The organism is Streptomyces sp. NPDC102258 (assembly GCF_055584685.1).
The window spans coordinates 24,944-46,513 of sequence record NZ_JBVJLO010000012.1 but is presented as its reverse complement, the minus strand read 5'-3'; the positions used below and the strand labels follow the sequence as shown (position 1 = coordinate 46,513).

Genomic DNA, 21,570 nt, shown 5'->3' with positions numbered 1-21,570 from the left:
CCGCCATAAACTACCGGTGCTAGTTAACGCCGAGTCCCCGCCGTCGCCGCCCACCCGGAGGCCCCCGTGAACCTGGAGCTCAGCGAGGAGCAGGAGGCCGTGCGCGGCCTTGCCCGCGCGTTCACCGAGCGCGAGATCGCCCCGTACGCGGCCGACTGGGACCGCGCCGAGAGCGTCGACCGGTCGATCGTCAAGAAGCTCGGCGACCTCGGCTTCCTCGGCCTCACCGTCCCCGAGGAGTACGGCGGCTCCGGCGGCGACCACCTCTCCTACGTGCTCGTCACCGAGGAGCTGGGCCGCGGCGACTCCGCCGTGCGCGGCATCGTCTCCGTCTCCCTCGGTCTGGTCGCCAAGACGGTGGCGGCCTGGGGCACCGAGGAACAGAAGCGCCACTGGCTGCCCCGGCTCTGCTCCGGCGAGGCACTCGGCTGCTTCGGCCTGACCGAGCCCGGCACCGGCTCGGACGCGGCGGCCCTCACCACCAGCGCGGTGCGCGAGGGGGACGCGTACGTCATCAGCGGCAGCAAGATGTTCATCACCAACGGCACCTGGGCCGACGTCGTCCTCCTCTTCGCCCGCACTGGCGGCGAGCCCGGCCACCGCGGCATCTCCGCCTTCCTCGTCCCCGCCGACGCCCCCGGCCTGACCCGCCGCGAGGTGCACGGCAAGCTCGGCCTGCGCGGCCAGGCCACCGCCGAGCTGACCCTCGACGGCGTCCGCGTGCCCGCCACCGCCCTCCTCGGCCCCGAGGGCAAGGGCTTCTCCGTCGCCATGTCGGCCCTGGCCAAGGGCCGGATGTCGGTGGCCGCCGGCTGCGTCGGCATCGCCCAGGCGGCACTGGACGCGGCCGTCTCCTACGCCGCCCAGCGCGAGCAGTTCGGCAAGCCGATCGCCCACCACCAGCTGGTCCAGGAGCTGATCGCCGACATCTCCGTCGACGTGGACGCCGCCCGGCTGCTGACCTGGCGCGTGGCCGACCTGATCGACCGCGGCCGCCCGTTCGCCACCGAGTCCTCCACCGCCAAGCTCTTCGCCTCCGAGGCGGCGGTGCGCGCCGCGAGCAACGCCCTCCAGGTGCACGGCGGGTACGGCTACATCGACGAGTACCCGGCCGGGAAGCTGCTGCGCGACGCCCGCGTGATGACCCTCTACGAGGGCACCAGCCAGATCCAGAAGCTGCTGATCGGCCGCGCCCGTACCGGCGTCTCCGCGTTCTGACACCCGGGCCCGGCCGCCCGGCCCCGCACGGCTGAGTACGGGGCTGAGTACGCGCACCCATGCGGCCGGGCCGCCCCGGTCCGATGCTGGGGCCATGAACGAGACACCGGTCAAGCAGCAGAACACGGCGGCCTATCACGCCCAGGCCGTCGCCGCCTTCGCCGTCGCGCTCGGCGCGGTGGCCCTCGGGATCTACCACCTGCGCGTCGACGGCTGGGTCCGGGCCTTCCTCGGCGTCGCCGTCCTCTACCTCACCACCTCGGCCTTCACCCTGGCCAAGGTGGTCCGCGACCGGCAGGAGAGCGGCCTCGCGGCCCGGCAACGCTAAGCGCTTGCTCACCCTCCGGTAGGCTGTCGCTTCCTTGTCACGGCGAAGAGGGTGAGCGAGCGATGGACAGCGCGGCGGAGACCGGCGGCTACCAGCCGTGGTCGGAGGTCACCCCCGACGCCGCGCGGCGGCTGCTCGTCGCGGCCGTCGACGCCTTCGCCGAGCGCGGCTACCACGCCACCACCACGCGCGACATCGCCGGCCGCGCCGGTATGAGCCCGGCCGCGCTCTACATCCACTACAAGACCAAGGAAGAGCTGCTCCACCGCATCAGCCGCATCGGCCACGACAAGGCGCTGGAGATCCTGGAGACGGCGGCCGCCGGGCCGGGGGCCGCCGCCGAGCGGCTCGACGCGGCCGTGCGGTCCTTCGTGGGCTGGCACGCCGCGCACCACACCACCGCGCGCGTGGTCCAGTACGAGCTCGACGCGCTCGCGCCCGAGCACCGCGGCGAGATCGTGGCCCTGCGCAGGCAGAGCGACGCAGCCGTGCGCCGCATCCTCGCCGAGGGCGTCCGGGCAGGGGAGTTCGACGTCCCCGACGTGCCCGGCACCACCCTCGCCGTGCTGTCGCTGTGCATCGACGTGGCCCGCTGGTTCAGCGCCGCGGGCCCGCGCACGCCCGACGAGGTCGGCGCCCTCTACGCCGGCCTCGTGCTCCGCATGGTGGGCGCCCGCCCGCCGTCGGCGTAGCCGCGCCGCCCGGCAGCCCGGCGGCTCAGAAGTAGTAGCGCGACAGCGACTGGGCCACGCACACCGGCTTCTCGCCGCCCTCGCGCTCGACGGTCACGGTCGCCGCGACCTGTACGCCCTCACCCGCGTCGGTGACCGCCGTGATCACGGCGGTGGCGCGCAGCCGCGAGCCGACCGGCACCGGAGCCGGGAACCGGACCTTGTCCACCCCGTAGTTGATGCCCATCCGCATCCCCTCGACCCGCATGATCTGCGGGACCAGGCTCGGCAGCAGCGACAGCGTCAGATATCCGTGCGCGATGGTGGAGCCGAAGGGGCCGTCGGCGGCCCGCTCCGGGTCCACGTGGATCCACTGGTGGTCGCCGGTCGCGTCGGCGAAGAGGTCGATCCGCTTCTGGTCCATCTCCAGCCACCCGCTGGGGCCGAGCGGCTCGCCGATGCCGGCGCGCAGTTCCTCGGCGGAGGTGAAGATCCTCGGTTCGGCCATGCCCTGCCCCTGTCTTCCGCTGAAGCGATCACGAGCTGACGAATAAGCGCTTGCTCAGCATGTCGGGGTCCGCATGCGTATGTCAACGCACGGCCGACTAGGCTCGGGGCTGTGCCGCAGATTCCCGAAAACGTCCACGAACTCACGGTCGGCCAGCTCTCCGCTCGCAGTGGGGCAGCCGTCTCCGCCCTCCACTTCTACGAGGCCAAGGGGCTGATCAGCAGCCGCCGCACGTCCGGCAACCAGCGCCGCTACAACCGCGAGGCGCTGCGCCGGGTCGCCTTCGTACGCGCCGCCCAGCGCGTCGGCATCCCGCTCGCCGACGTCCGCGAGGCGTTGGCGCAGCTGCCGGAGGAACGCACCCCCACCCGCGAGGACTGGGCGCGGCTGTCGGAGAGCTGGCGTGCCGAGCTGGACGAGCGGATCCGGAAACTCAGCGATCTGCGCGACCGGTTGTCGGACTGCATCGGCTGCGGCTGCCTCTCGATGAAGAAGTGCGGCCTGTACAACCCGGACGACGCCTTCGGCGCCCGCCTCAGCGGCTCGCGGCTGTCGCTGTAGCGGCGCCCGCGTCGCCGTCGCGGTCATCGCCGTCCCCCAGCAGGTCGCGGGCGGCCGCGACGAGTTCGGCGTTGGAACGCGCCGCCCGCCCGTCCGGCAGGCACAGGACGTCCCCGACGCCGGTCCGCGCGGCCGCACCGCACCGCGCGGCCAGCCGCAGCACCGGCCAGGCGGCAGCGTCCCGCCCGTACAGCAGCACCGGCACTGGCGGCAGCCAGCGCAGCCCCGCCACCAGCGCGGGATCCGCCGCCGCCAGCTCGGCCACCAGCCGGACCCGGCCGTGGTCCGGCGCGGCCCACTCCAGGAACCGGGCCAGCGGCTCCGGCCCGGCCCCGCCGCCCAGCGGCACCACCGCGTCCACCGCCACCCCGCGCGCCAGCAGGGCCCGCGCCAGCCGCCGGGCCCCCGGCTCCGCGAACCGTACGGCGGCCCGGTCCGGCAGCACCGTCCAGGACCGCACCCGCTCCTGCCGCCCCTCGGGATCCGGCTCGGCATCCACCCCCGCGGGGACCGAGAGAGGTACGCGGACCCCTGTGCCGCGCAACTCCTCCAGCAGCGGCCCGACCACCCGGGCCGACAGGCTCTCCCGCCCGCACGGGGTCCGTGGGTGCACCAGCACCTCGCCGGCCCCGGCCGCGACGGCCGCCACCGCCGACTCCACCACGTCCCGGGGCGACATCGGCACCGCGCCGCCCCCGGAGCCGCCGCGCGAGCCGTTCACCGCCACCTGGAGCACCCGCCGCGGCCCGCCCCGGCCGCCCGGCCCGTTCACCCGCGCCGGGCCCGGTCCGCTCACGCGGCGCCCGCCGACGCCGTATGCGCCGACGCCGGGTGGACCGTACCCGTACGCACCATCGCCGGATGCGCCAATACGGCGTCCGCCAGCACCTCGTCCGCCAGCGCCGGTCTCGGCACCACGATCCCGCAGCCCCCGCACACCGGCCCGTCCCACGCCCACGCCCCGGCCCACGGCCCGTGCACCGCCAGTGGCGCCTGCCACCGCAGTTCCCGCTCCCCGCACACCGGGCAGGCCGTCCCCGGCTCCGACTCCAGCGCCGTCACCAGCCGCCGCAGCACCTCGCCCAGCGCCCCCTCCGGCCGCACACCCGGGTCGGCGCACCGCACCACCGCGTCCCCGCTGCCGCCCCAGGCCCACTCCGGCCGCCGGACGCCGTCGTGCTTCTCCCGTCTGCGCCGGGCCGCGAACTGCCGCTCGTACTCCAGCCAGACCGCGCGGGCGTCCTCCAGCTCCTCCAGCGCCGCGACCAGCCGCAGCGGATCCGCACCCCGGTCCTCGGGGGCGATCCCGTGCCGGTCGCACAGGTGCCACCACGTCGCCCGGTGCCCGTACGGGGCGAACCGTTCCAGGCAGCGGCGCAGCGAATGGCGCCGCAGGGCCCGGTCGTTGCGCGCGTCGCGCACCTGGTAGGCCAGACTCCGAAAACCCGCCATCGCACCTTCACCTCCGCCGCCGTGCCCCCGCCCACACCTGTGTTCGCACTACTCAGTGGAACGAAACAGCGCGCCCTGACGTGCCCAACATGCCCGGTCGGATGTAGGCGCATGCGGGGGCGGTCGAGGCGTGCGGGTGGCACATGGCCGGAAGTCAGCGCCCCATGCGCCCCGCGCCGACCACGATCCGGGCCAGTTCGTCATGGCAGATGTCACTGTGCGCCCCCGACGGCGGGCCCCCGCGCCGCACCACGGAACCCGCGTCCACGCTGACGCAGCCCGCCTCCGGCAGCCCGTCGCGCAGGGCCGCCTCCAGGGTCAGCCGCGGCGCGCCGGGCACCGCCCGCACCCCGTCGTGCCCGACCGCGCCCCACCGGTCGTCGAAGCCGAGCAGTCCGGCCGAATCGTTCGCCATCCGGGAGGCCAGCGGATAGAAGACCCCGAGCGCGCTGTCGTGGGAGGAGTGGCAGGCCACCACCGGGCCGGCCACCTTGTGCTGGAGCCCGCGCAGGGCGCCGCCGCGCCGCGTGTCGTGGGGGAGGCGGTCGCTGAAGGCGTAGTGCGAGAAGGCGCCCTGCAGCAGGGTCAGCGACTTCAGGTGACGGGCGCCGTCGGGTGCGGCGCGCAGCGCGAAGGACACCACCCGCGCGCCGAAGCTGTGCCCGATCAGGTGGACGCGCAGGGCCGGGCGGCGGCCGGCCAGGTCCGTGAGCACCGGGCCGAGCCCGTGCTCGCCGACCACCCCGGCCCGTTTCTTCATCTCGTAGTACGTGGCCTGGCGCAGCAGTTCCCGGGCGCCGCTCCACAGGTCGCGCAGTCCGTCGCCGGGCCCGAAGGCCTCGCCGGGCGCGAAAGCCCCGCCCGGGGAGGTGTCCGCCGCCGCCTGGGCCAGGGCCTCGGTCAGGACCCGGCAGGCCTCCAGGACGTCCCGCGCGAAGAGGGCCGGTACGTCGGCGCCCGGGCCGGCGTCGGTGCTCGCCTCGGCCCGCTCGACGTAGGCGAGTTCCCGTACCAGCGCGCCGAACTCGGCGAAGGCGGCCTGCGACTCCGGCCGTTCGTACAGCAGTTGCGCGACCCGGTCGAGCTCCGCCGGCCGCCCGGGCCAGAAGGCCGCGAGCGCCCGCCGGGTGGCCGCGTCCAGGGCCGGTCCGGGAGCGGTGGTCCCGGCCGCTCCGGCCGCCGCCGGCGGGTCGAAGTCGGGTATCGGCTCGTCGGAGAAGCGGATCGAGGGCCACACCACCCCCACGTACCCGAGCCGGACGCCGGTCCCGACCAGACCGGGGAAGGGGGCGAAGAACCGGTCGAAGAGCCGGGTCGCGGTGGTCCGGTCGCTGTTCCAGCCGTGCGCGAAGACCAGCAGGTCGGTGGCCTCCATCCGGGCCACCGCCGCCCGCGTGGCGGGGTCCACGTCCCCCTGGACGTCGAACGTCAGCTCCTGGTACGGCGCCACCCCCACCCCGAGGGCGTCCGCCGCACCCGCGATCCCCAGCGGGAGGGGCGCCCGGGCCCCCGTCCCGGCCCCGATCCCCGCTCCGTCCACGGCTCCGCTGTCCGTCATGGCGACCTCCCCCTCCGTGCCGTGCCCTGGGTGAGGGCAGCATCCCGCCGCCGGCTCCCGTCGGCCAGACCCGTGACGGCACGGGTTCCGCGCGCGCCGGGTCCCGGGCGTCAGGGGTAGAGGAGGTATTCCCTCCGGAGAGCCGCGAAGCGGGCCAGTCCGTCCGCCCAGTCGTCCACGATGTCCTCCACCCCCGCGCCCGCGTCGACCATCGTCCGCACCCGGTCCGAGCCGGTCAGCCGGTCGATCCAGTGGTCCGGCCGCCAGGCGAAGCCGCCCCACACCCGGCGCGCCGTGACCAGCAGCCCGATGCCCGCCCGGACCGGGTCGAAAGCCTCGCGGTCGTGGACCACCAGCCGGACCCCGCCGCAGGGCTTCCCGGAGTGTTTGGAGAAGGAAGGGGTGAACCAGGCCTCGCGGAACCAGACCCCGGGCAGTCCCAGCCCGTCGGCCGCCTCCGCCCAGCGCCGGTCCAGGCCCTCCGCCCCGAGCACCTCGAACGGGGTCGTCGTACCCCGCCCCTCCGACAGGTTGGTCCCCTCGAACAGGCAGGTCCCGGCGTAGACGAGCGCCGTGTCCGGGGTCGGCATGTTGGGGCTGGGCGGCACCCACGGCAGCCCGGTCGCCCCGAAGAAGGACCCGCGCCGCCACCCGGCCATCGCCACCGTCCGCAGCCGCGCCGGACGGTCCTTCAGGAACTCGCCGTTGAACAGCAGGGCCAGTTCCGCCGCCGTCATCCCGTGCGCCAGCGCGATCGGCTCCCGGCCGACGAAACCGGCGTACGGGCGCTGCAGCACCGGCCCCGCCGCCCGCCGGCCGCCCACCGGGTTGGGCCGGTCCAGCACCACCACCGCCTTGCCGGCCAGCGCGGCCGCGCGCATGCAGTCGTAGAGGGTCCAGACGTAGGTGTAGAAGCGGGCGCCGACGTCCTGGATGTCGAAGAGGACGGTGTCGATCCGCGCCGCCGTGAAAAGGTCCGCGAGCCGCTGCCCGCTCGTGTCGTACGTGTCGTACACCGGCAGCCCCGTCGCCGGATCCCGCCCGGAGCCTTCCGAACCGCCGGCCTGCGCCGTCCCGCGGAACCCGTGCTCCGGCCCGAACACCGCGACCAGGTCCACCCGGGGATCGGCGTGCAGTACGTCGACCAGGTGGCGGGCGTCGGCGGTGATGCCGGTGGGGTTCGTGACGACCCCGACGCGCTGTCCGGCGAGTTCCGCGTACCCGTCGGCGGCGAGCCGCTCGAAGCCGGTACGCACCCGGCCCCCGACGGCGCCCGCCCCGGACGCGGACCCTCCGGCAGCCCCTCCCGGGGTCTCGCCCGCAGCCGCCCCCGCGCCCCCGAGAGATCCCGCCGCCCCCACGGCTCCCGCCAGCCCCAGCACCTCGCGTCGTGACAGCGTCATCCGGACACGCTAGGGGCCGCCCCCCTTCCGCCCCGACATACCGACTGGTTAGTCTGCCCGGATCCGGCTGTCAGCGGCGAAAGGTGATCCCCGTGAGCGCGTACCAGGACCAGCGAGTCGTCGTCACCGGCGCGGGCGGCGGCATCGGCGCGGCCCTCGCCCACCGCTTCGCCGCCGAAGGGGCCACCGTCGTCGTCAACGACCTCGACCCGGCCAAGGCCGCCGCCGTCGCGGAGGCGATCGGCGAGCGGGCCCTCGCCGTCCCCGGCGACGCCTCGACGGTCGTCGCCGAAGCCCGCGAGGCCCTCGGCGGCACCGTGGACGTCTACTGCGCCAACGCCGGACTCGCCTCGGGCGGCGACGCGTTCGCGGACGAGGCCGTCTGGGCGGCGGCCTGGGACACCAACGTGATGGCCCACGTGCGCGCCGCCCGGGCCCTGCTGCCCGACTGGCTGGAGCGGGGCGCCGGCCGGTTCGTGTCCACCGTCTCCGCCGCCGGGCTGCTGACCATGATCGGAGCGGCGCCGTACAGTGTCAGCAAGCACGGCGCCCTCGCCTTCGCGGAGTGGCTCTCGCTGACCTACCGCCACCGGGGTGTCCAGGTCCACGCCATCTGCCCGCAGGGCGTGCGCACCGACATGCTGACCGCCGCGGGCTCGGCCGGAGAGCTCGTGCTGGCGCCGACCGCGATCGAGCCGGACGCGGTCGCGGACGCACTGTTCGACGGCATGGAGAAGGGCCGGTTCTTGATCCTCCCGCACCCCGAGGTGGCGGACTACTACGCCGCGCGCGCCGGGGAACCCGACCGCTGGCTCGGCAACATGAACCGCCTCCAGCAGAAGTGGGAGTCCTCATGACGGACGCGGCGCCGACGCCCCGGGCGGCGACGCCGTCCCCCTACGCCGCCCGGCCCTGGCTGGGCCGGCTCAGCCCGGCCCAGCTGGCCCCGGTCACCCCGCCGCCCACGGTGCTGCACGCCTTCCGGGCCGCCGTGGTCCGGTCTCCGGAGCACCCGGCCCTGGTCTACTTCGACGGCCGGACCAGCTACGCCGAAGCCGACGCCCTCTCCGACTCCCTCGCCGGACACCTCGCCGCGCGCGGGGTCCGGCGGGGCGACCGGGTCGCCGTCATGCTCCAGAACACGCCGCACTTCGCGCTCGCCGTGCTGGCCGCCTGGAAGGCCGGGGCGGTGGTCGTCCCGCTGAACCCGATGTACAAGTCCGCGGAGACCGGGCACGTCCTGCGCGACTCCGGCGCGGTCGCGCTGGTCTGCGAGGCCACCGCCTGGACGGCGTACCTCCACGCGTGCGCCCGGCACACCCCCCTCCACACCGTCCTCACGGCGAACCCCCACGACTTCCAGACCCGCGACGACCCCCGCGTCCTGCCACCCCCGCCACGGGAACCCGCCGCCCCCGGCGCGGCCTCCGCCCCCGGTGACCCGGAGGCCGCCGACCTCGTCATCGTGGCCCGCCAGGGCCACCCCGCGCCGGCCGATCCGGGTCTCGGGGCCGCCGATCTCGCCCTCATCAGCTACACCTCCGGCACCTCCGGCACCCCCAAGGGCGCCATGAACCCGCACGGCGCCCTCACCTACAACGCCACCCGCCAGGTCACCGGCCACCCCGTTCCCGAGGGCGCCGCCTACTTCGCCCTCGCCCCGCTCTTCCACATCACCGGCCTGGTCTGCGAGCTCGCCGCCTGCTTCACCAACGCCGGCACCCTCGTCCTCGCGTACCGCTTCGACGCGGGCACCGTCCTCGACGCCTTCCTCGAACACCGCCCCGCCTACACCATCGGCCCGGCCACCGCCTTCACCGCGCTCACCGCCCATTCCGCCGCCACCCGCGCGCACTTCGCCTCCTTCCAGGTGGTCTCCTCCGGCGGCGCCCCGCTCCCGCCCGCCCTCGTCGACCGGCTGCGCGCCGACTTCGGCTGCCGGCTGCGCAACGGCTACGGCCTCACCGAGACCACCGCTGCCTGCGCCTCCGTCCCCGCGCACCTCGACGCCCCCGTCGACCCCGCCTCCGGCACCCTCTCGGTCGGTGTCCCCGGCGCGCAGACCCTCGTACGGATCCTGGACGAGCACGGCGCCGAACTCCCCTTCGGCGAGCCCGGCGAGATCGCCGTCCGCGGCCCGCAGGTCGTCCCCGGCTACTGGAACCGCCCCGAGGAGAGCGCCGAGGCCTTCCCGGACGGGGAACTGCGCACCGGCGACGTCGGCTTCATGGACGCGGACGGCTGGCTCTACGTCGTCGACCGCAAGAAGGACATGATCAACGCCTCCGGGTTCAAGGTCTGGCCCCGGGAGGTGGAGGACGTCCTGTACACCCACCCGGCCGTCCGCGACGCGGCCGTGGTCGGCGTCCCCGACCCCTACCGCGGGGAGAGCGTGAAGGCGTACGTCAGCCTGCGGCCCGGCGCCGCCGCCGGGCCGCAGGAACTGGCCGCGTACTGCGCCGAGCGGCTGGCCGCGTACAAGTACCCGCGCGAGGTGGAAATCCTGCCTGTTCTTCCCCGGACCACCAGTGGCAAGATCCTGCGACGGGAACTGCGCGACCGCGGCTGAAATGCGTTGTAGGTTCGCACGGCCGGACGGTCGCACAGCGCGCAGGACAGGCACGGCATCAGGAGAGGAAGGCGAGCACCATGGCCGCCAGGACCACCGAGGGACCCGAGGGCGCCGACCGGGAGACCCCGGTGCCGCAGCGGCTGCTGGCCGTCGCCACCAGGCTGTTCGCCGAGCGCGGCTACGACCGCACCTCCGTCCAGGAGATCGTCGAGGCGGCCGGCGTGACCAAGGGGGCGCTCTACCACTACTTCGGTTCCAAGGACGACCTGCTGCACGAGGTGTACGCGCGGATGCTGCGCCTCCAGCAGCAGCGGCTCGACGCGGTGGCCGGATCCGACGCCTCCGTCGCGGAGCGGCTGCGGGCCGCCGCCGCCGACGTCGTGGTCACCACCATCGAGAACCTCGACGACGCGATGATCTTCTTCCGGTCGATGCACCAGCTCAGCCCGGAGAAGTACAAGCAGGTACGGGCGGAGCGGCGGCGCTACCACGAGCGGTTCCGGGCCCTGGTCGAAGAGGGCCAGAAGGACGGCGTGTTCGCCACGGTCACCCCCGCCGACCTGGTGGTCGACTTCTACTTCGGCTCCGTCCACCACCTGTCGACCTGGTACCGCGCGGACGGCCCCCTCACCCCCCAGCAGGTCGCCGACCACCTCGCCGACCTCCTCCTGCGCTCCCTGCGCCCCTGATCCCCCGGACCTCACCGAGCACCGGGTAGTCGTCGCAGCCCTCCGGGCGGTGCGGCCGCGCAGACGTTCCGCCGGACTCCCGAACGCCTGCGCCGCGTTCAGCCGCGGTCCGCGTACGCCCTCAGTTCCCGGCGGGCCAGCGAGCGCTGGTGCACCTCGTCCGGCCCGTCGGCCAGCCGCAGCGTCCGCGCCGCCGCCCACAGCTCGGCCAGCGGGAAGTCCTGGCTGACCCCGCCCGCGCCGTGCAGCTGCACCGCCCGGTCCAGGATCTCCACCACCGCGCGCGGGGTCGCGATCTTGATGGCCTGGATCTCGGTGTGCGCGCCCCGGTTCCCCGCCGTGTCCATCAGCCACGCGGTCTTCAGCACCAGCAGCCGCAGCTGCTCGATGGTGACCCGGGCGTCGGCGATCCAGCCCTGCACCACCCCCTGCGCGGCCAGCTCCTTGCCGAAGGCCGTACGTCCCACCGCGCGCCGGCACATCAGCTCGACGGCCCGCTCCGCCATGCCGATGAGCCGCATGCAGTGGTGGATCCGGCCCGGGCCGAGCCGCGCCTGGGCGATGGCGAAGCCGGAGCCCTCCTCGCCGATCAGGTTCGCCGCCGGGACCCGCGCCCCGTCGAAGACCACCTCGGCGTGCCCGCCGTGGTCGTGGTCGGCGTACCCGTACACCGTCATCGCCCGGCGGACCTCGACGCCCGGGGTGTCGCGGGGGACCAGGACCATGGACTGCTGGCGGCGCGGATCGGCGCCCCCGGGGTCGGTCTTGCCCATCACGATGAAGATCCGGCAGTCCGGGTTCATCGCCCCCGAGATGTACCACTTGCGGCCCGTGATCACGTACTCGTCGCCGACGCGCTCGATCCGCGTCTCGATGTTCGTCGCGTCCGAGGAGGCGACCTCGGGCTCGGTCATCGCGAAGGCCGACCGGATCTCGCCCGCCAGCAGCGGCTCCAGCCACTGCTTCTTCTGCGCCTCGTCCCCGAACTGGGCCAGCAGCTCCATGTTCCCGGTGTCCGGGGCCGCGCAGTTGGTGGCCATCGGCGCCAGGTGCGGGCTGCGGCCGGTGATCTCGGCGAGCGGGGCGTACTGCAGGTTGGTCAGCCCGGCGCCGTACTCGGCGTCCGGAAGGAAGAGGTTCCACAGCCCCTGGCGGCGCGCCTCGGCCTTCAGTTCACCGAAGACGGCCGGGGTGTCCCAGGGCGAGGCCAGCCGTGCGCGCTGCTCGGCGGCGAGGGCTTCCGCCGGGTAGACGTACTCCTCCATGAACGCGAGCAGCCGCTCGCGGAGTTCCTCGGTCCGGGCGTCGAATGCGAAGTCCATGAGTGCTGCTCAGCCTTCCTGGAGGGTGGTCAGACCGTGCTCGATGAAGACCGGGACCAGCTCGCCGATCCGGTCGAAGCCCGCGCCGACGGTCTGCCCGAGCGTGAAGCGATAGTGGATGCCTTCGAGGATCACCGCGAGCTTGAACCAGGCGAAGGCCGTGTACCAGGCGATCGCGCCGGTGTCCCGGCCGGAGCGGGCGGCGTACCGCTCGATCAGCTCGGCGGGCTCCGGATGGCCCGGCGCACGGCTCGTCGTACTGACCGGGGAGTCTTCGAGGCCCAGGTCGGAGCTGTACATCACGAGCAGCCCGAGGTCGGTGAGCGGATCGCCCAGCGTGGACATCTCCCAGTCCAGCACCGCCCGGATCGAGTCGTCCGGGCCGCCGATCAGTACGTTGTCCAGCCGGAAGTCCCCGTGCACCACCGTCGGCGCGGGGGAGGCGGGCAGCGCCCGGCCCAGCGCGGCGTGCAGCTCGTCGATCCCCGCCAGCTCACGGCCCCGCGAGGCCGCGAGCTGCTTGCCCCAGCGGCGCACCTGCCGGTCGAGGAAACCCTCGGGTCGGCCGAAGTCACCCAGCCCCACCGCCACCGGGTCCACGGCGTGCAGCTCGACCAGGGTGTCCACCAGGGCGAGCACCGCCCGCCGGGTCCGCTCCGGGCCGATCTCCGCCAGCTGCCCGGCGCTGCGGTACGGGACCCCGTCCACGAACTCCATGACGTAGAACGGCGCCCCCAACACCTCCTCGTCCTCGCACAGCAGCAGCGGCTCGGGCACCGGGACGGCCGTCCCGTGCAGGGCGGCGATCACCCGGTGCTCGCGCCGCATGTCGTGCGCGGTGGCCAGCACGTGTCCCAGCGGCGGGCGGCGCACCACCCAGCGGGCGGCGCCGTCGGTGACCGCGTACGTCAGGTTCGACCGACCCCCTTCGATCAGCCGGCCGCTCAGCGGGCCGGTCACCAGTCCGGGGCGGGCGGCGTCGAGATGGCCGCGCAGCCGCTCCAGGTCCAGGCCGCGCGGGCTCGGGGAGCCTGCCGGGGCTGCGGTCATGTGCGCACCTCCGTACGGAGTCGACGGTGAGGGGTGTCCGGTGACGGTTGTCCCGAGACGGTTGTCCGGTGACGGTTGTCCGGTGACGGTTGTCCCGAGACATCATGCCGACCAGTCGGTATGCCGTCCAGAGGGCGGGCCGCGGGAACTCCCGCGACCCCGCCGCTCACCGGCCGCCGCGCCGGTCCCGCGTCAGGCGTGACACAGGATCGGCGTGCCCCCGTTCATCACCGTCATGTCCCGCAGCACCGCCATGATGTCCAGCGGCGCCCCCTCCGGCGCCCCGGCCAGCTCCGCGTACGCCCGGTGCACGTTCGCCACCAGCCGCTCGCTCTCCCGCCAGGCGGCGAACTCCCCGAGATCCGCCCCCTGCGCCGTCTCCAGCGGGGTCAGCCCCTTGTCCCGCCCCTCCCGCGCCAGTTCCGCGACGAAGCGCAGGTAGCGGCCGGTGGCCTCGTACGCCGACGGGTCGGTCAGCGGCCCGTGACCCGGAACGACGGTCTCCGCGTCCAGGGAGGCCAGCAGCTCCAGCGCCCGCAGCGAACCGGACAGCGAGCCCATCGCCAGGAAGGGCGTGCCCCCGGCGAAGACCAGGTCCCCGGTGTAGACGATCCGCTGCCCGGGCAGCCACACGACCGCGTCCCCGGTGGTGTGCGCCACGCCCGGGTGGAGCACCCGCACCTCGGTGTCCCCCACGTGCAGCGTCAGCCGGTCGCTGAAGGTGAGGTCGGGTGCGGTGATCGCTATCGCGCCGAAATCGGTGGCGGGCCAGATCAGTTCCAGCTGGTGTCCGGCGGCGAGCTGCTCGGCCCGCGCGTTGTCGTGCCCGACGATCACCGCCTCGGGGGCGAACACCGCGTTGCCGTAGGTGTGGTCGCCGTGGTGGTGGGTGTTCACGACGGTCCGGGGCAGCGGCGCCCCCGCCGCGCGGACCGCCTCGCGCAGGGCCAGCGCCCGGCGCTCGGTGGCGGCGGTGTCGACGAGCAGGGTCCGCCCGCCGTCGCTGATGAAGCCCGCGTTGTTGAGGCACCAGCCCCCGTCCGGCTGGACGTAGGCGTACACCCCGCTCGCGGGCTGGACGACGTACGGTGCGTCGACGGTCATGGGCGCTCTCCCCGGGTCGCTGCGACAGTGATCGAATCCTGTCAGCCGGGCGGACGGCCGGGGAGAGCGGGGGTGTGGGGGCCGGGCGGGTCAGTGGTCGTCGTAGTGGCCGTCGTGCTCGGCGTGCCGGTGCCCGTCGTGGACGTAGTCGACGTGGTCGCCGTGCGGCACCGACTCGTGGCCGCAGTCCGGGCCGTGCGCGTGCGCGTGGCCCTCGTGGGCGGTGTGCTCCGCGCGCTCGCACTCGTCCCAGTGTCCGGAGTGCTCGCGGTGCAGGTGGCCGTCGTGCGCGTAGTCGAGGTGGTCGCCGTGCGGGACCGCCCGGTGGCCGCAGGCGGGGCCGTGGGTGTGCTCGTGCGTGGGGTGCTCGTGGTGCAGGGTCGTCATGGCACCGAGGCTAGTCCGGATCGTCCCGCAACACCCGTTTCGTCCGTACTCGTGTCGCACGCCGGTGCCACTCCGGCGGCCTTCCGGCGGCATTCCCCCGGCGGCCTTCCGGGGGCATCCCGGCGCTTCACCAGATCACCGTCATCGCGAACAGCGCCAGCCCCACCGTGCACAGCACCGCCCCCACGGCCGCCCGCGGCGCGAGCACCGCCGGCCGGGCCGTCGCCAGCTGCCGGATCCGCCGGTGCGCCACGGCCAGGAACGCCAGCCAGATCAGCGCGATCACCGCCGCCCCGGCCACCTGCACCGGCGATCCGGACCCGCGCAGCGCCTGCCGCAGCGCCAGGACGGCCGTCACCGAACAGGCCAGTGTCGTACGCCGCCACGCCAGCCGGGTCCGCTCCGGCTGGAGCCCGGCGTCGCGGGCCACCGGCGCCGCCCCGGGGCCGGTCACCGGCCGCCGCCGGCCGTCCAGCCGAGCAGCACCACCAGCACCATGGCCACCGCCACCAGCCCGACGCCCAGGCTCAGCACCACCGGGAACCGGGACACCGGCAGGTCCTCGCCGCGCCGCATCGCCCGCTCGCAGCGCACCCAGTGGTTCACGGCCCGCAGCGCACACAGCGCCCCGACCGCCAGCAGCACGAGGGCCAGTCCGACCCGCACCCCCCACCGCAGGTCGGGCAGGAACTGGTCGACCGCGAACCCGCCGCCGATCAGCGCCAGCGCGGTCCGGATCCAGGCCAGGAAGGTCCGCTCGTTGGCCAGCGAGAAGCGGTAGTCCGGGGTGTCGCCCTCGTCCCGCAGCCGCTTCGGCGCGAACCAGAGGCGCACGTCTTTGACGAAGCCGATCATCCGGCCAATCTACGGGTACGGACCCCACGGCCCCGGGAGCGCCCCGACAGCCCGCCGCCCGCCAGGCATGCCCTCGCCGCCCGCCCCGTACGCTCCCGCCCCCGGAGTCCCTCAGCCCCCGCCGCCCGCCCGGTACGCCGTCAGCCGCCGGTACGCCTCCAGCCCGTCCGGCACCCACGCCCACGCCCCGCCCGCGACCCGCCGCTCCAGCTCCGACGGCTCCAGCCAGGTGTGCCAGTCCACCTCGGAGACCTGCGGAGCCACCGGCAGGTCGCACCGCACCTCGTGCACGTACGACCACCAGGCCCCGCCCGGCCCCTCGTACAGGAACTTGAACAGCGGCTCCGGCCGCGCCAGCCCGCAGACCCCCAGCTCCTCCTCGGCCTCGCGCAGCGCCGCGTCCGCGTACGTCTCGCCGGCGCCCAGCACCCCGCCGACGAACATGTCGTAGGACGAGGGGAACACCAGCTTCGACGCGGTCCGGCGGTGCACGAACACCCGCCCCCGCCCATCCCTGACCTGCACGAACACACACCGGTGCAGCAGTCCCCGGGCGTACACCTCGCCCCTCGGGGCCTGCCCGGTGACCCGGTCGTCCCGGTCCACGACGTCCAGCACTTCATCAGCGGCACTCACGCGACCCATCCAACCACCGCTGTTGACTGGTTACCGCTCCGTAGCCAAGGATCTGCCCCACCACCGACCGGAGGACGGGCACCCCATGACGTACGACGCTGACGTGATCGTGATCGGAGCGGGCCTCGCCGGGCTCGTCGCCACCGCCGAGCTCGTCGACGCGGGCCGCAAGGTGATCCTCCTCGACCAGGAGCCCGAGCAGTCCATCGGCGGCCAGGCGCACTGGTCCTTCGGCGGGCTGTTCTTCGTGGACTCGCCCGAGCAGCGCCGGATGCGCATCAGGGACAGCCGCGACCTGGCCCTCCAGGACTGGGCCGGCACCGCCGGCTTCGACCGCCCCGAGGACGCCTGGCCGCGCCGCTGGGCCGAGGCGTACGTGGACTTCGCGGCGGGGGAGAAGCGGCCCTGGCTGCACGCCCGGGGGGTGCGCTTCTTCCCCGTGGTCGGCTGGGCGGAGCGCGGCGGCTACGACGCGAACGGTCACGGCAACTCCGTCCCCCGCTTCCACATCACCTGGGGCACCGGCCCCGGCCTGGTCGCCCCCTTCGAGCGGCGGGTCCGCGCCGGGGTGGCCCGGGGCCTGGTCCGGTTCGCCTTCCGCCACCGGGTCACCGGCCTGTCGGCGACCGCCGGCACGGTGGACACCGTGACCGGGGAGGTCCTGGCCCCCTCGGCCGCCGTCCGGGGCGCCGCCAGCAGCCGCGAGGTGAGCGGGGCCTTCAGCCTGCGCGCCCAGGCCGTGATCGTCACCAGCGGCGGCATCGGCGGCAACCACGACCTCGTGCGCGCGCAGTGGCCCGCCCGGCTCGGCACCCCGCCCGAGCGGCTGCTCTCCGGGGTCCCCGCGCACGTGGACGGCCTGATGCTCGGCATCACCGAGGCGGCGGGCGCCAGCCACATCAACAAGGACCGCATGTGGCACTACACCGAAGGCATCGAGAACTGGAACCCCATCTGGGCCCGGCACGGCATCCGCATCCTGCCCGGCCCGTCCTCGCTCTGGCTCGACGCCACCGGCAAGCGGCTCCCCGTACCGCTCTTCCCGGGCTTCGACACCCTCGGCACCCTCGACCACATCATGAAGACCGGGCACGACCACACCTGGTTCGTGCTCAACCAGCGTGTCATCGGCAAGGAGTTCGGGCTCTCCGGCTCCGAGCAGAACCCCGACCTGACGGGCAAATCGGTGCGCGACGTCATCGACCGGGCCCGGCAGGCCGTCCCGGGGCCGGTGAAGGCCTTCATGGACCGCGGCGCGGACTTCGTCGTCGAACGCGACCTGTCCACGCTGGTCCGCCGGATGAACGAGGTCACCAAGGAGAACCTGCTCGACGAGGCCACCGTCCGGGCCGAGATCGTCGCCCGCGACCGTGAGATCGCCAATCCGTTCTCCAAGGACCTCCAGGTCACGGCGATCCACGGGGCCCGCAAGTACCTCGGCGACAAGCTGATCCGCACCGCCGCCCCGCACCGCGTCCTGGACCCCAAGGCGGGGCCGCTGATCGCCGTCCGGCTCTCGATCCTGACCCGCAAGTCCCTGGGCGGCCTGGAGACCGATCTGTCCTCGCGCGTCCTGACCCCGGCGGGCGAGCCGCTCCCCGGCGTCTACGCGGCCGGGGAGGCGGCCGGCTTCGGCGGCGGGGGCGTCCACGGCTACCGGGCCCTCGAAGGCACCTTCCTCGGCGGCTGCATCTTCTCGGGCCGCGCCGCGGGCCGCGCGGCGGCGCGGGCGGTCTCGTAGGAGCGGCGCCGGACCGGGCCGCGCAACCGCCGACCGGGCCGGCGGCGTCCGGCCTCACACCACCCGGAACCGCTCCGTCACCACCAGGGTGTCGTCGTGGACGGTGAAGTCCGGGTCGCCCAGCGCCGCGCGCAGTTCGGGGCCGTGCCAGAACCGCTCGTGCGAGGCTCGCCATTCGGCCACCGAGGCGTAGCCCTCGCCCTCGTCCAGCGCGTGCCGCAGACCGACGTCGGCCAGCCGCAGGACATGTACCTCCGTCACTTCCAGGACGGCGACCCGCTGCTCCGCCGAGTCCACCAGCGCGGAGCGCGCGCCCGGCCGGGGCAGCGGCTCGCCCTCCCGCTCGTACTGCTCCAGCAGTCCCGTCGTCGTGGTCTTCGCCCCGCTCAGTACCGCCGCCACCAGCCGGTCGCGCAGTTCCCCGGGGAAGCCGAGGAGGCAGGGGGGCAGGTCGTCGTGGATCGTCACGGGGTCAGCGTACGGGCCGGGGCGGACGGGCCGCACGCGCGCCCGAACCGCCGCAACCGTGCCAACTGGACGGGCCGGAAGACCAGTTGAAACCCGCCACGCGGCGGGCTGGACCTTGACGCGGAGCTGTGCCTACCGGTTTGCTGTGCGTGATCATCCGGCATACTCACCGGCAGGATCCAGCCGCACCCTCGCACGACACGCACCACCCGCAACACCAGCACCACCCCATCCCGTCGTCACCCCGTGCGCGCCCCCGCGCACGCCGCCCGCCCGCGCCCGCGTCCTGGAGGGAAAACCGCGGATGTCCCCGCCTCCGCCGCCCCTCGGCCGCGCCCGCAAACGGGACGCCCAGCTCTTCGACCCCGCCCTGTGCGACACCGAACTGGTTTCCGTACGCAGCCAGTTCGCCCAGGGCCGGTGGGCCAAGGCCCGTACCCTCCTGGTCGCCACCGGCGACGACTGGGACCGCCGCGGCCACCGCCTCGTCGTCCTCGCCGAAACCCCGGCCGCCACCGCCTGGGCCCGCGAATGGCTGCTCGCCGAACCCGACAGCGCCGACGCGGCGACCCTCCTCGCCTGCGCCACCGTCTTCACCGCCCTGCGCGGCAAGGGCGCCCCCGAGGCGGCCGACGAGGCCTGCCGCCGGGCCGCGGCCCTCCTCCCCGCCGACCCCACCCCCTGGCTCGGCCTGCTGCTGCTCACACGCGCCTTCGGCTCCGAGGAGGAGTTCAGCCGCCACTTCGACCAGGTCCGGGCCCGGCACCGGGAGCACCACCACGCCCACCACCTCATGGTCGCCCAGCTCGCCGAGCGCACCCCCGCCGCCGGCCGCGACCCGCTCCACGAGGTCTACGACTTCGCCTCCTGGGCCGCCGAGGAGTCCCCGGCCGACTCCCCGCTCGCCGTCCTGCCCGTCATCGCCCACGCCGAGCGCTACCGCGTCCTCGCCGCCGCCCAGGGCCGCACCTCGCCCGAGGCCGCCGTCGAGCACTGGACGGGCCGCCGCGCCCGCCAGGTGCTGCGCTCCGCCTTCGACTGGTGGCTGGAGTGGGAGCGCGAGGACCATCCGCGCAACCGGGTCGACCTGAACTTCCTCGCCCACGCCAAGCTCTGCGAGGGCCGCCCCGCGGAGGCCGCAGCGCTCTTCCACCGCATCGGCAGCCACGCCACCCCCGCGCCCTGGTCCTATCCCGACCGGGACCCGCACCAGGCCTTCCTCGCCGCGCGCAGTGCCGCACTGGGCACCGCCTAGCCCCGACCAGCCGACCAGCCAGTCACCCCGAAAGGACCCCGCCATGCCGACGGGCAGATCCACCACGCTCCGCGCCGAGCCCGAGATCCGCACGTACAAGGGCCAGGACCGCGCCCTGCGCGCCGACCGGCTCGGCACCGCCGGACTGCTGCTCTCCGTACTCGCGGCGAGCGCCCCCCTGATGGTCGTCGCCGGTGTCATGCCCACGATCTTCGGGGTGATGGGCATCGTCGGCCAGCCGCTGCTCTTCGTCATCCTCGGCGTCGTCCTCGCCCTGTTCGGCATCGGCTACGCCGAGATGAGCCGGCACGTCCACAACGCCGGCGCCTTCTACGCGTACATCGCGCGCGGCCTCGGGCCCACCGCCGGCGCCGCCGCCTCCTTCATCGCCCTCGCCGCCTACAGCGCCATGCAGGTCGGCGTGTACGGCATCCTCGGCTTCGAGATATCCGGCCTCTTCGCCACCTACCTGGACGTCCAGGTCGCCTGGTGGATCCCGGCCCTGATCGCGGTCGGCGCCACCGGCGCGCTCGGCTGGCTCAAGATCGACCTCAACGCCAAGGTGCTCGGCGTCCTGCTGCTGATCGAGTGCGCCCTCGTCGTCGTCTTCGACGCCGCCGCCCTCGGCAAGCCCGGCCCCGAAGGCCTCTCGCTCACCGCCTTCGACCCCGGCACCCTCTCCGGCGCCGGCCTCGGCACCGCCCTGTGCTTCTGCATCGCCGCCTTCGTCGGCTTCGAGCAGTCGCCGGTCTACGCCGAGGAGACCAGCAAGCCGCACATCGTCGTCTCCCGCGTGATGTTCCTCGCGGTCGGCTTCGTCGCCCTCTTCTTCGCCCTCAGCGCCTGGGCCCTCAGCGTCGCCACCGGCCCCGCCGGGATCGTCAAGGCCTCCGCCGAAGCCGGCCCCGGCCTGCTCTTCGAGCTCACCGAGAGCCGCCTGGGCGCCGCCTTCACCGACGTCCTGCACGTGCTCTTCGTCACCGGCATGTTCGCGGCCATGCTGAGCTTCCACAACGTCGTCGCCCGCTACGCCTTCGCCATGGGCCGCGAGGGCCTGCTCCCCGCCCGCTTCGGCCGCACCAACCCCGGCACGGGCGCACCCGCCACCGGCTCCCTACTCCAGACCGTCGTGGCCGCCGTCGTGGTGATCGTCTTCGCGCTCACCGACGACCTGCCGACCGGCGACCCCACCGCACCGGTCCTGCACCTGTTCACCTGGATGGGCAGTGTCGGCGCCCTCGGCGTGACCGTGCTGATGGCCGCGTCCTCCGTCGCCGTCATCGCCTTCTTCGTCCGCCGCGGCACCGCGGGCGCCCAGATCTGGCGGCTCGTCGCCGCGGGCCTGTCCGGGCTCGCCCTGGTCGTGATCGCCGTCTACACCGTGCGCGACTTCGGCGTCCTGGTCGGCGCCGCCGAGGGCTCCGCGCTGACCTGGGTGCTGCCCGCGATCATCGCCGTCGCCGCCGTCGCCGGACTGGTCCACGGCCTGCTGCTCAAGCGCCGCCGCCCCGAGGCACACGCCCGGATCGGGCTCGGCAACGAGGCCTTCCGCCTCGACCAGGCCGCCGAGGCCGACCCCGTCGGCTGAACCCCGGCACCTCGCTTTCCAGGCCCCAGGAGGCCCCGAGCGACCGTTTCCATGGTCGCCGGGGCCTCCACGCGCATGGGGCCGATTTTGGCGGGTACCGGCGCCTCATGGTCTATTGGGGCGACAAAATCACCGGAACGCGGCACGGGGGACACCACCCAGCTCCCCCGCACGCGCCCCGGACCTGCCGTCCGACCCACGAAG

The 21,570-nt window shown here is 74.4% G+C and carries 22 protein-coding genes and 1 pseudogene; 10 read left to right on the top strand and 13 right to left on the bottom strand.

Translation table 11 applies throughout. The features are described 5' to 3' along the window. Positions 1-66 precede the first annotated feature (66 nt). The 3 genes and pseudogenes from ACZ6ZT_RS21085 to ACZ6ZT_RS21075 all read left to right on the top strand — a co-directional run bounded on the left by ACZ6ZT_RS21085 (position 67) and on the right by ACZ6ZT_RS21075 (position 2,238). Complete coding sequence (locus ACZ6ZT_RS21085) at positions 67-1,218, top strand: acyl-CoA dehydrogenase family protein (RefSeq protein WP_469721128.1); 1,152 nt, start codon at positions 67-69, stop codon at positions 1,216-1,218. Positions 1,219-1,312: 94 nt separating this feature from the next. Further along, positions 1,313-1,525: pseudogene (locus tag ACZ6ZT_RS21080) on the top strand (YiaA/YiaB family inner membrane protein); the annotation flags it as partial. Between the two features lie 83 nt (positions 1,526-1,608). After that, positions 1,609-2,238 (top strand): TetR/AcrR family transcriptional regulator, encoded by a 630-nt coding sequence (locus tag ACZ6ZT_RS21075; protein ID WP_469721126.1) that lies wholly within the window; start codon positions 1,609-1,611, stop codon positions 2,236-2,238. Between the two features lie 25 nt (positions 2,239-2,263). Here the strand turns inward: ACZ6ZT_RS21075 and ACZ6ZT_RS21070 are convergent, their stop codons facing one another. Further along, on the bottom strand, positions 2,264-2,725 hold the full coding sequence (locus tag ACZ6ZT_RS21070) for a MaoC family dehydratase (protein WP_469721125.1): 462 nt from the start codon (positions 2,723-2,725) through the stop codon (positions 2,264-2,266). Positions 2,726-2,836: 111 nt separating this feature from the next. Here ACZ6ZT_RS21070 and soxR point away from each other — a divergent pair, with 111 nt between their 5' ends. Further along, positions 2,837-3,286, top strand: coding sequence for a redox-sensitive transcriptional activator SoxR (gene soxR, locus ACZ6ZT_RS21065; RefSeq protein WP_469721123.1), 450 nt, complete (start codon positions 2,837-2,839; stop codon positions 3,284-3,286). Here soxR and ACZ6ZT_RS21060 read toward each other — a convergent pair. The 4 genes from ACZ6ZT_RS21060 to ACZ6ZT_RS21045 form a co-directional block, all read right to left on the bottom strand. Beyond that, entirely contained in the window at positions 3,261-4,082 is an 822-nt protein-coding gene (locus ACZ6ZT_RS21060; RefSeq protein ID WP_469721121.1) for a 3-keto-5-aminohexanoate cleavage protein, read from the bottom strand. The two genes, soxR and ACZ6ZT_RS21060, sit on opposite strands and share 26 nt — an antisense overlap. Next, positions 4,079-4,738 carry a hypothetical protein gene (locus ACZ6ZT_RS21055; protein ID WP_469721119.1) on the bottom strand — a complete coding sequence of 220 codons (660 nt, stop codon included), beginning with the start codon at positions 4,736-4,738 and terminating at the stop codon, positions 4,079-4,081. The genes ACZ6ZT_RS21060 and ACZ6ZT_RS21055 overlap by 4 nt, the downstream gene beginning before the upstream one ends. 154 nt (positions 4,739-4,892) lie before the next feature. Then, on the bottom strand, positions 4,893-6,296 hold the full coding sequence (locus ACZ6ZT_RS21050; RefSeq protein ID WP_469721118.1) for a serine-threonine protein kinase: 1,404 nt from the start codon (positions 6,294-6,296) through the stop codon (positions 4,893-4,895). Positions 6,297-6,406: 110 nt separating this feature from the next. Continuing rightward, positions 6,407-7,699: an exo-beta-N-acetylmuramidase NamZ family protein gene (locus ACZ6ZT_RS21045; protein WP_469721116.1), complete on the bottom strand. Its 1,293-nt coding sequence runs from the start codon at positions 7,697-7,699 to the stop codon at positions 6,407-6,409. 83 nt (positions 7,700-7,782) lie between these two features. Between ACZ6ZT_RS21045 and ACZ6ZT_RS21040 the strand changes: the two genes are divergently transcribed. The 3 genes from ACZ6ZT_RS21040 to ACZ6ZT_RS21030 all read left to right on the top strand — a co-directional run bounded on the left by ACZ6ZT_RS21040 (position 7,783) and on the right by ACZ6ZT_RS21030 (position 10,960). Continuing rightward, positions 7,783-8,556, top strand: a complete 774-nt coding sequence (locus tag ACZ6ZT_RS21040; RefSeq protein WP_469721114.1) for an SDR family oxidoreductase — start codon at positions 7,783-7,785, stop codon at positions 8,554-8,556. Continuing rightward, entirely contained in the window at positions 8,553-10,268 is a 1,716-nt protein-coding gene (locus tag ACZ6ZT_RS21035) for an AMP-binding protein (protein WP_469721112.1), read from the top strand. The genes ACZ6ZT_RS21040 and ACZ6ZT_RS21035 overlap by 4 nt, the downstream gene beginning before the upstream one ends. A gap of 80 nt (positions 10,269-10,348) precedes the next feature. Beyond that, on the top strand, positions 10,349-10,960 hold the full coding sequence (locus ACZ6ZT_RS21030) for a TetR/AcrR family transcriptional regulator (RefSeq protein ID WP_469721110.1): 612 nt from the start codon (positions 10,349-10,351) through the stop codon (positions 10,958-10,960). 98 nt (positions 10,961-11,058) lie between these two features. Here ACZ6ZT_RS21030 and ACZ6ZT_RS21025 read toward each other — a convergent pair whose 3' ends face one another. From ACZ6ZT_RS21025 to ACZ6ZT_RS20995, 7 genes are all read right to left on the bottom strand, one after another. Next, positions 11,059-12,282 (bottom strand): acyl-CoA dehydrogenase family protein, encoded by a 1,224-nt coding sequence (locus ACZ6ZT_RS21025; protein ID WP_469721108.1) that lies wholly within the window; start codon positions 12,280-12,282, stop codon positions 11,059-11,061. Between the two features lie 9 nt (positions 12,283-12,291). After that, the gene (locus ACZ6ZT_RS21020) at positions 12,292-13,332 is read right to left on the bottom strand and encodes a phosphotransferase family protein (protein WP_469721106.1); all 1,041 of its coding nucleotides are present in this window, start codon (positions 13,330-13,332) and stop codon (positions 12,292-12,294) included. 192 nt (positions 13,333-13,524) lie between these two features. Further along, the gene (locus ACZ6ZT_RS21015; protein WP_469721104.1) at positions 13,525-14,436 is read right to left on the bottom strand and encodes an MBL fold metallo-hydrolase; all 912 of its coding nucleotides are present in this window, start codon (positions 14,434-14,436) and stop codon (positions 13,525-13,527) included. Positions 14,437-14,526: 90 nt separating this feature from the next. Next, positions 14,527-14,823 (bottom strand): hypothetical protein, encoded by a 297-nt coding sequence (locus ACZ6ZT_RS21010; RefSeq protein ID WP_469721102.1) that lies wholly within the window; start codon positions 14,821-14,823, stop codon positions 14,527-14,529. A gap of 127 nt (positions 14,824-14,950) precedes the next feature. Beyond that, entirely contained in the window at positions 14,951-15,277 is a 327-nt protein-coding gene (locus ACZ6ZT_RS21005; protein WP_469721100.1) for a DUF202 domain-containing protein, read from the bottom strand. Continuing rightward, the gene (locus ACZ6ZT_RS21000) at positions 15,274-15,678 is read right to left on the bottom strand and encodes a YidH family protein (protein WP_469721098.1); all 405 of its coding nucleotides are present in this window, start codon (positions 15,676-15,678) and stop codon (positions 15,274-15,276) included. The genes ACZ6ZT_RS21005 and ACZ6ZT_RS21000 overlap by 4 nt, the downstream gene beginning before the upstream one ends. 111 nt (positions 15,679-15,789) lie before the next feature. Then, positions 15,790-16,323 carry an NUDIX hydrolase gene (locus tag ACZ6ZT_RS20995; protein ID WP_469721096.1) on the bottom strand — a complete coding sequence of 178 codons (534 nt, stop codon included), beginning with the start codon at positions 16,321-16,323 and terminating at the stop codon, positions 15,790-15,792. 76 nt (positions 16,324-16,399) lie between these two features. Here ACZ6ZT_RS20995 and ACZ6ZT_RS20990 point away from each other — a divergent pair, with 76 nt between their 5' ends. Then, positions 16,400-18,055 carry an FAD-binding dehydrogenase gene (locus ACZ6ZT_RS20990; protein WP_469721094.1) on the top strand — a complete coding sequence of 552 codons (1,656 nt, stop codon included), beginning with the start codon at positions 16,400-16,402 and terminating at the stop codon, positions 18,053-18,055. A 54-nt stretch (positions 18,056-18,109) separates the two neighbouring features. Here the strand turns inward: ACZ6ZT_RS20990 and ACZ6ZT_RS20985 are convergent, their stop codons facing one another. After that, entirely contained in the window at positions 18,110-18,523 is a 414-nt protein-coding gene (locus tag ACZ6ZT_RS20985) for an ASCH domain-containing protein (protein WP_469721092.1), read from the bottom strand. 304 nt (positions 18,524-18,827) lie between these two features. Between ACZ6ZT_RS20985 and ACZ6ZT_RS20980 the strand changes: the two genes are divergently transcribed. Both ACZ6ZT_RS20980 and ACZ6ZT_RS20975 read left to right on the top strand, forming a co-directional pair. Then, positions 18,828-19,778: a hypothetical protein gene (locus tag ACZ6ZT_RS20980; protein ID WP_469721091.1), complete on the top strand. Its 951-nt coding sequence runs from the start codon at positions 18,828-18,830 to the stop codon at positions 19,776-19,778. Between the two features lie 43 nt (positions 19,779-19,821). Continuing rightward, positions 19,822-21,366: an APC family permease gene (locus ACZ6ZT_RS20975; protein ID WP_469721089.1), complete on the top strand. Its 1,545-nt coding sequence runs from the start codon at positions 19,822-19,824 to the stop codon at positions 21,364-21,366. Positions 21,367-21,570: the final 204 nt, after the last annotated feature.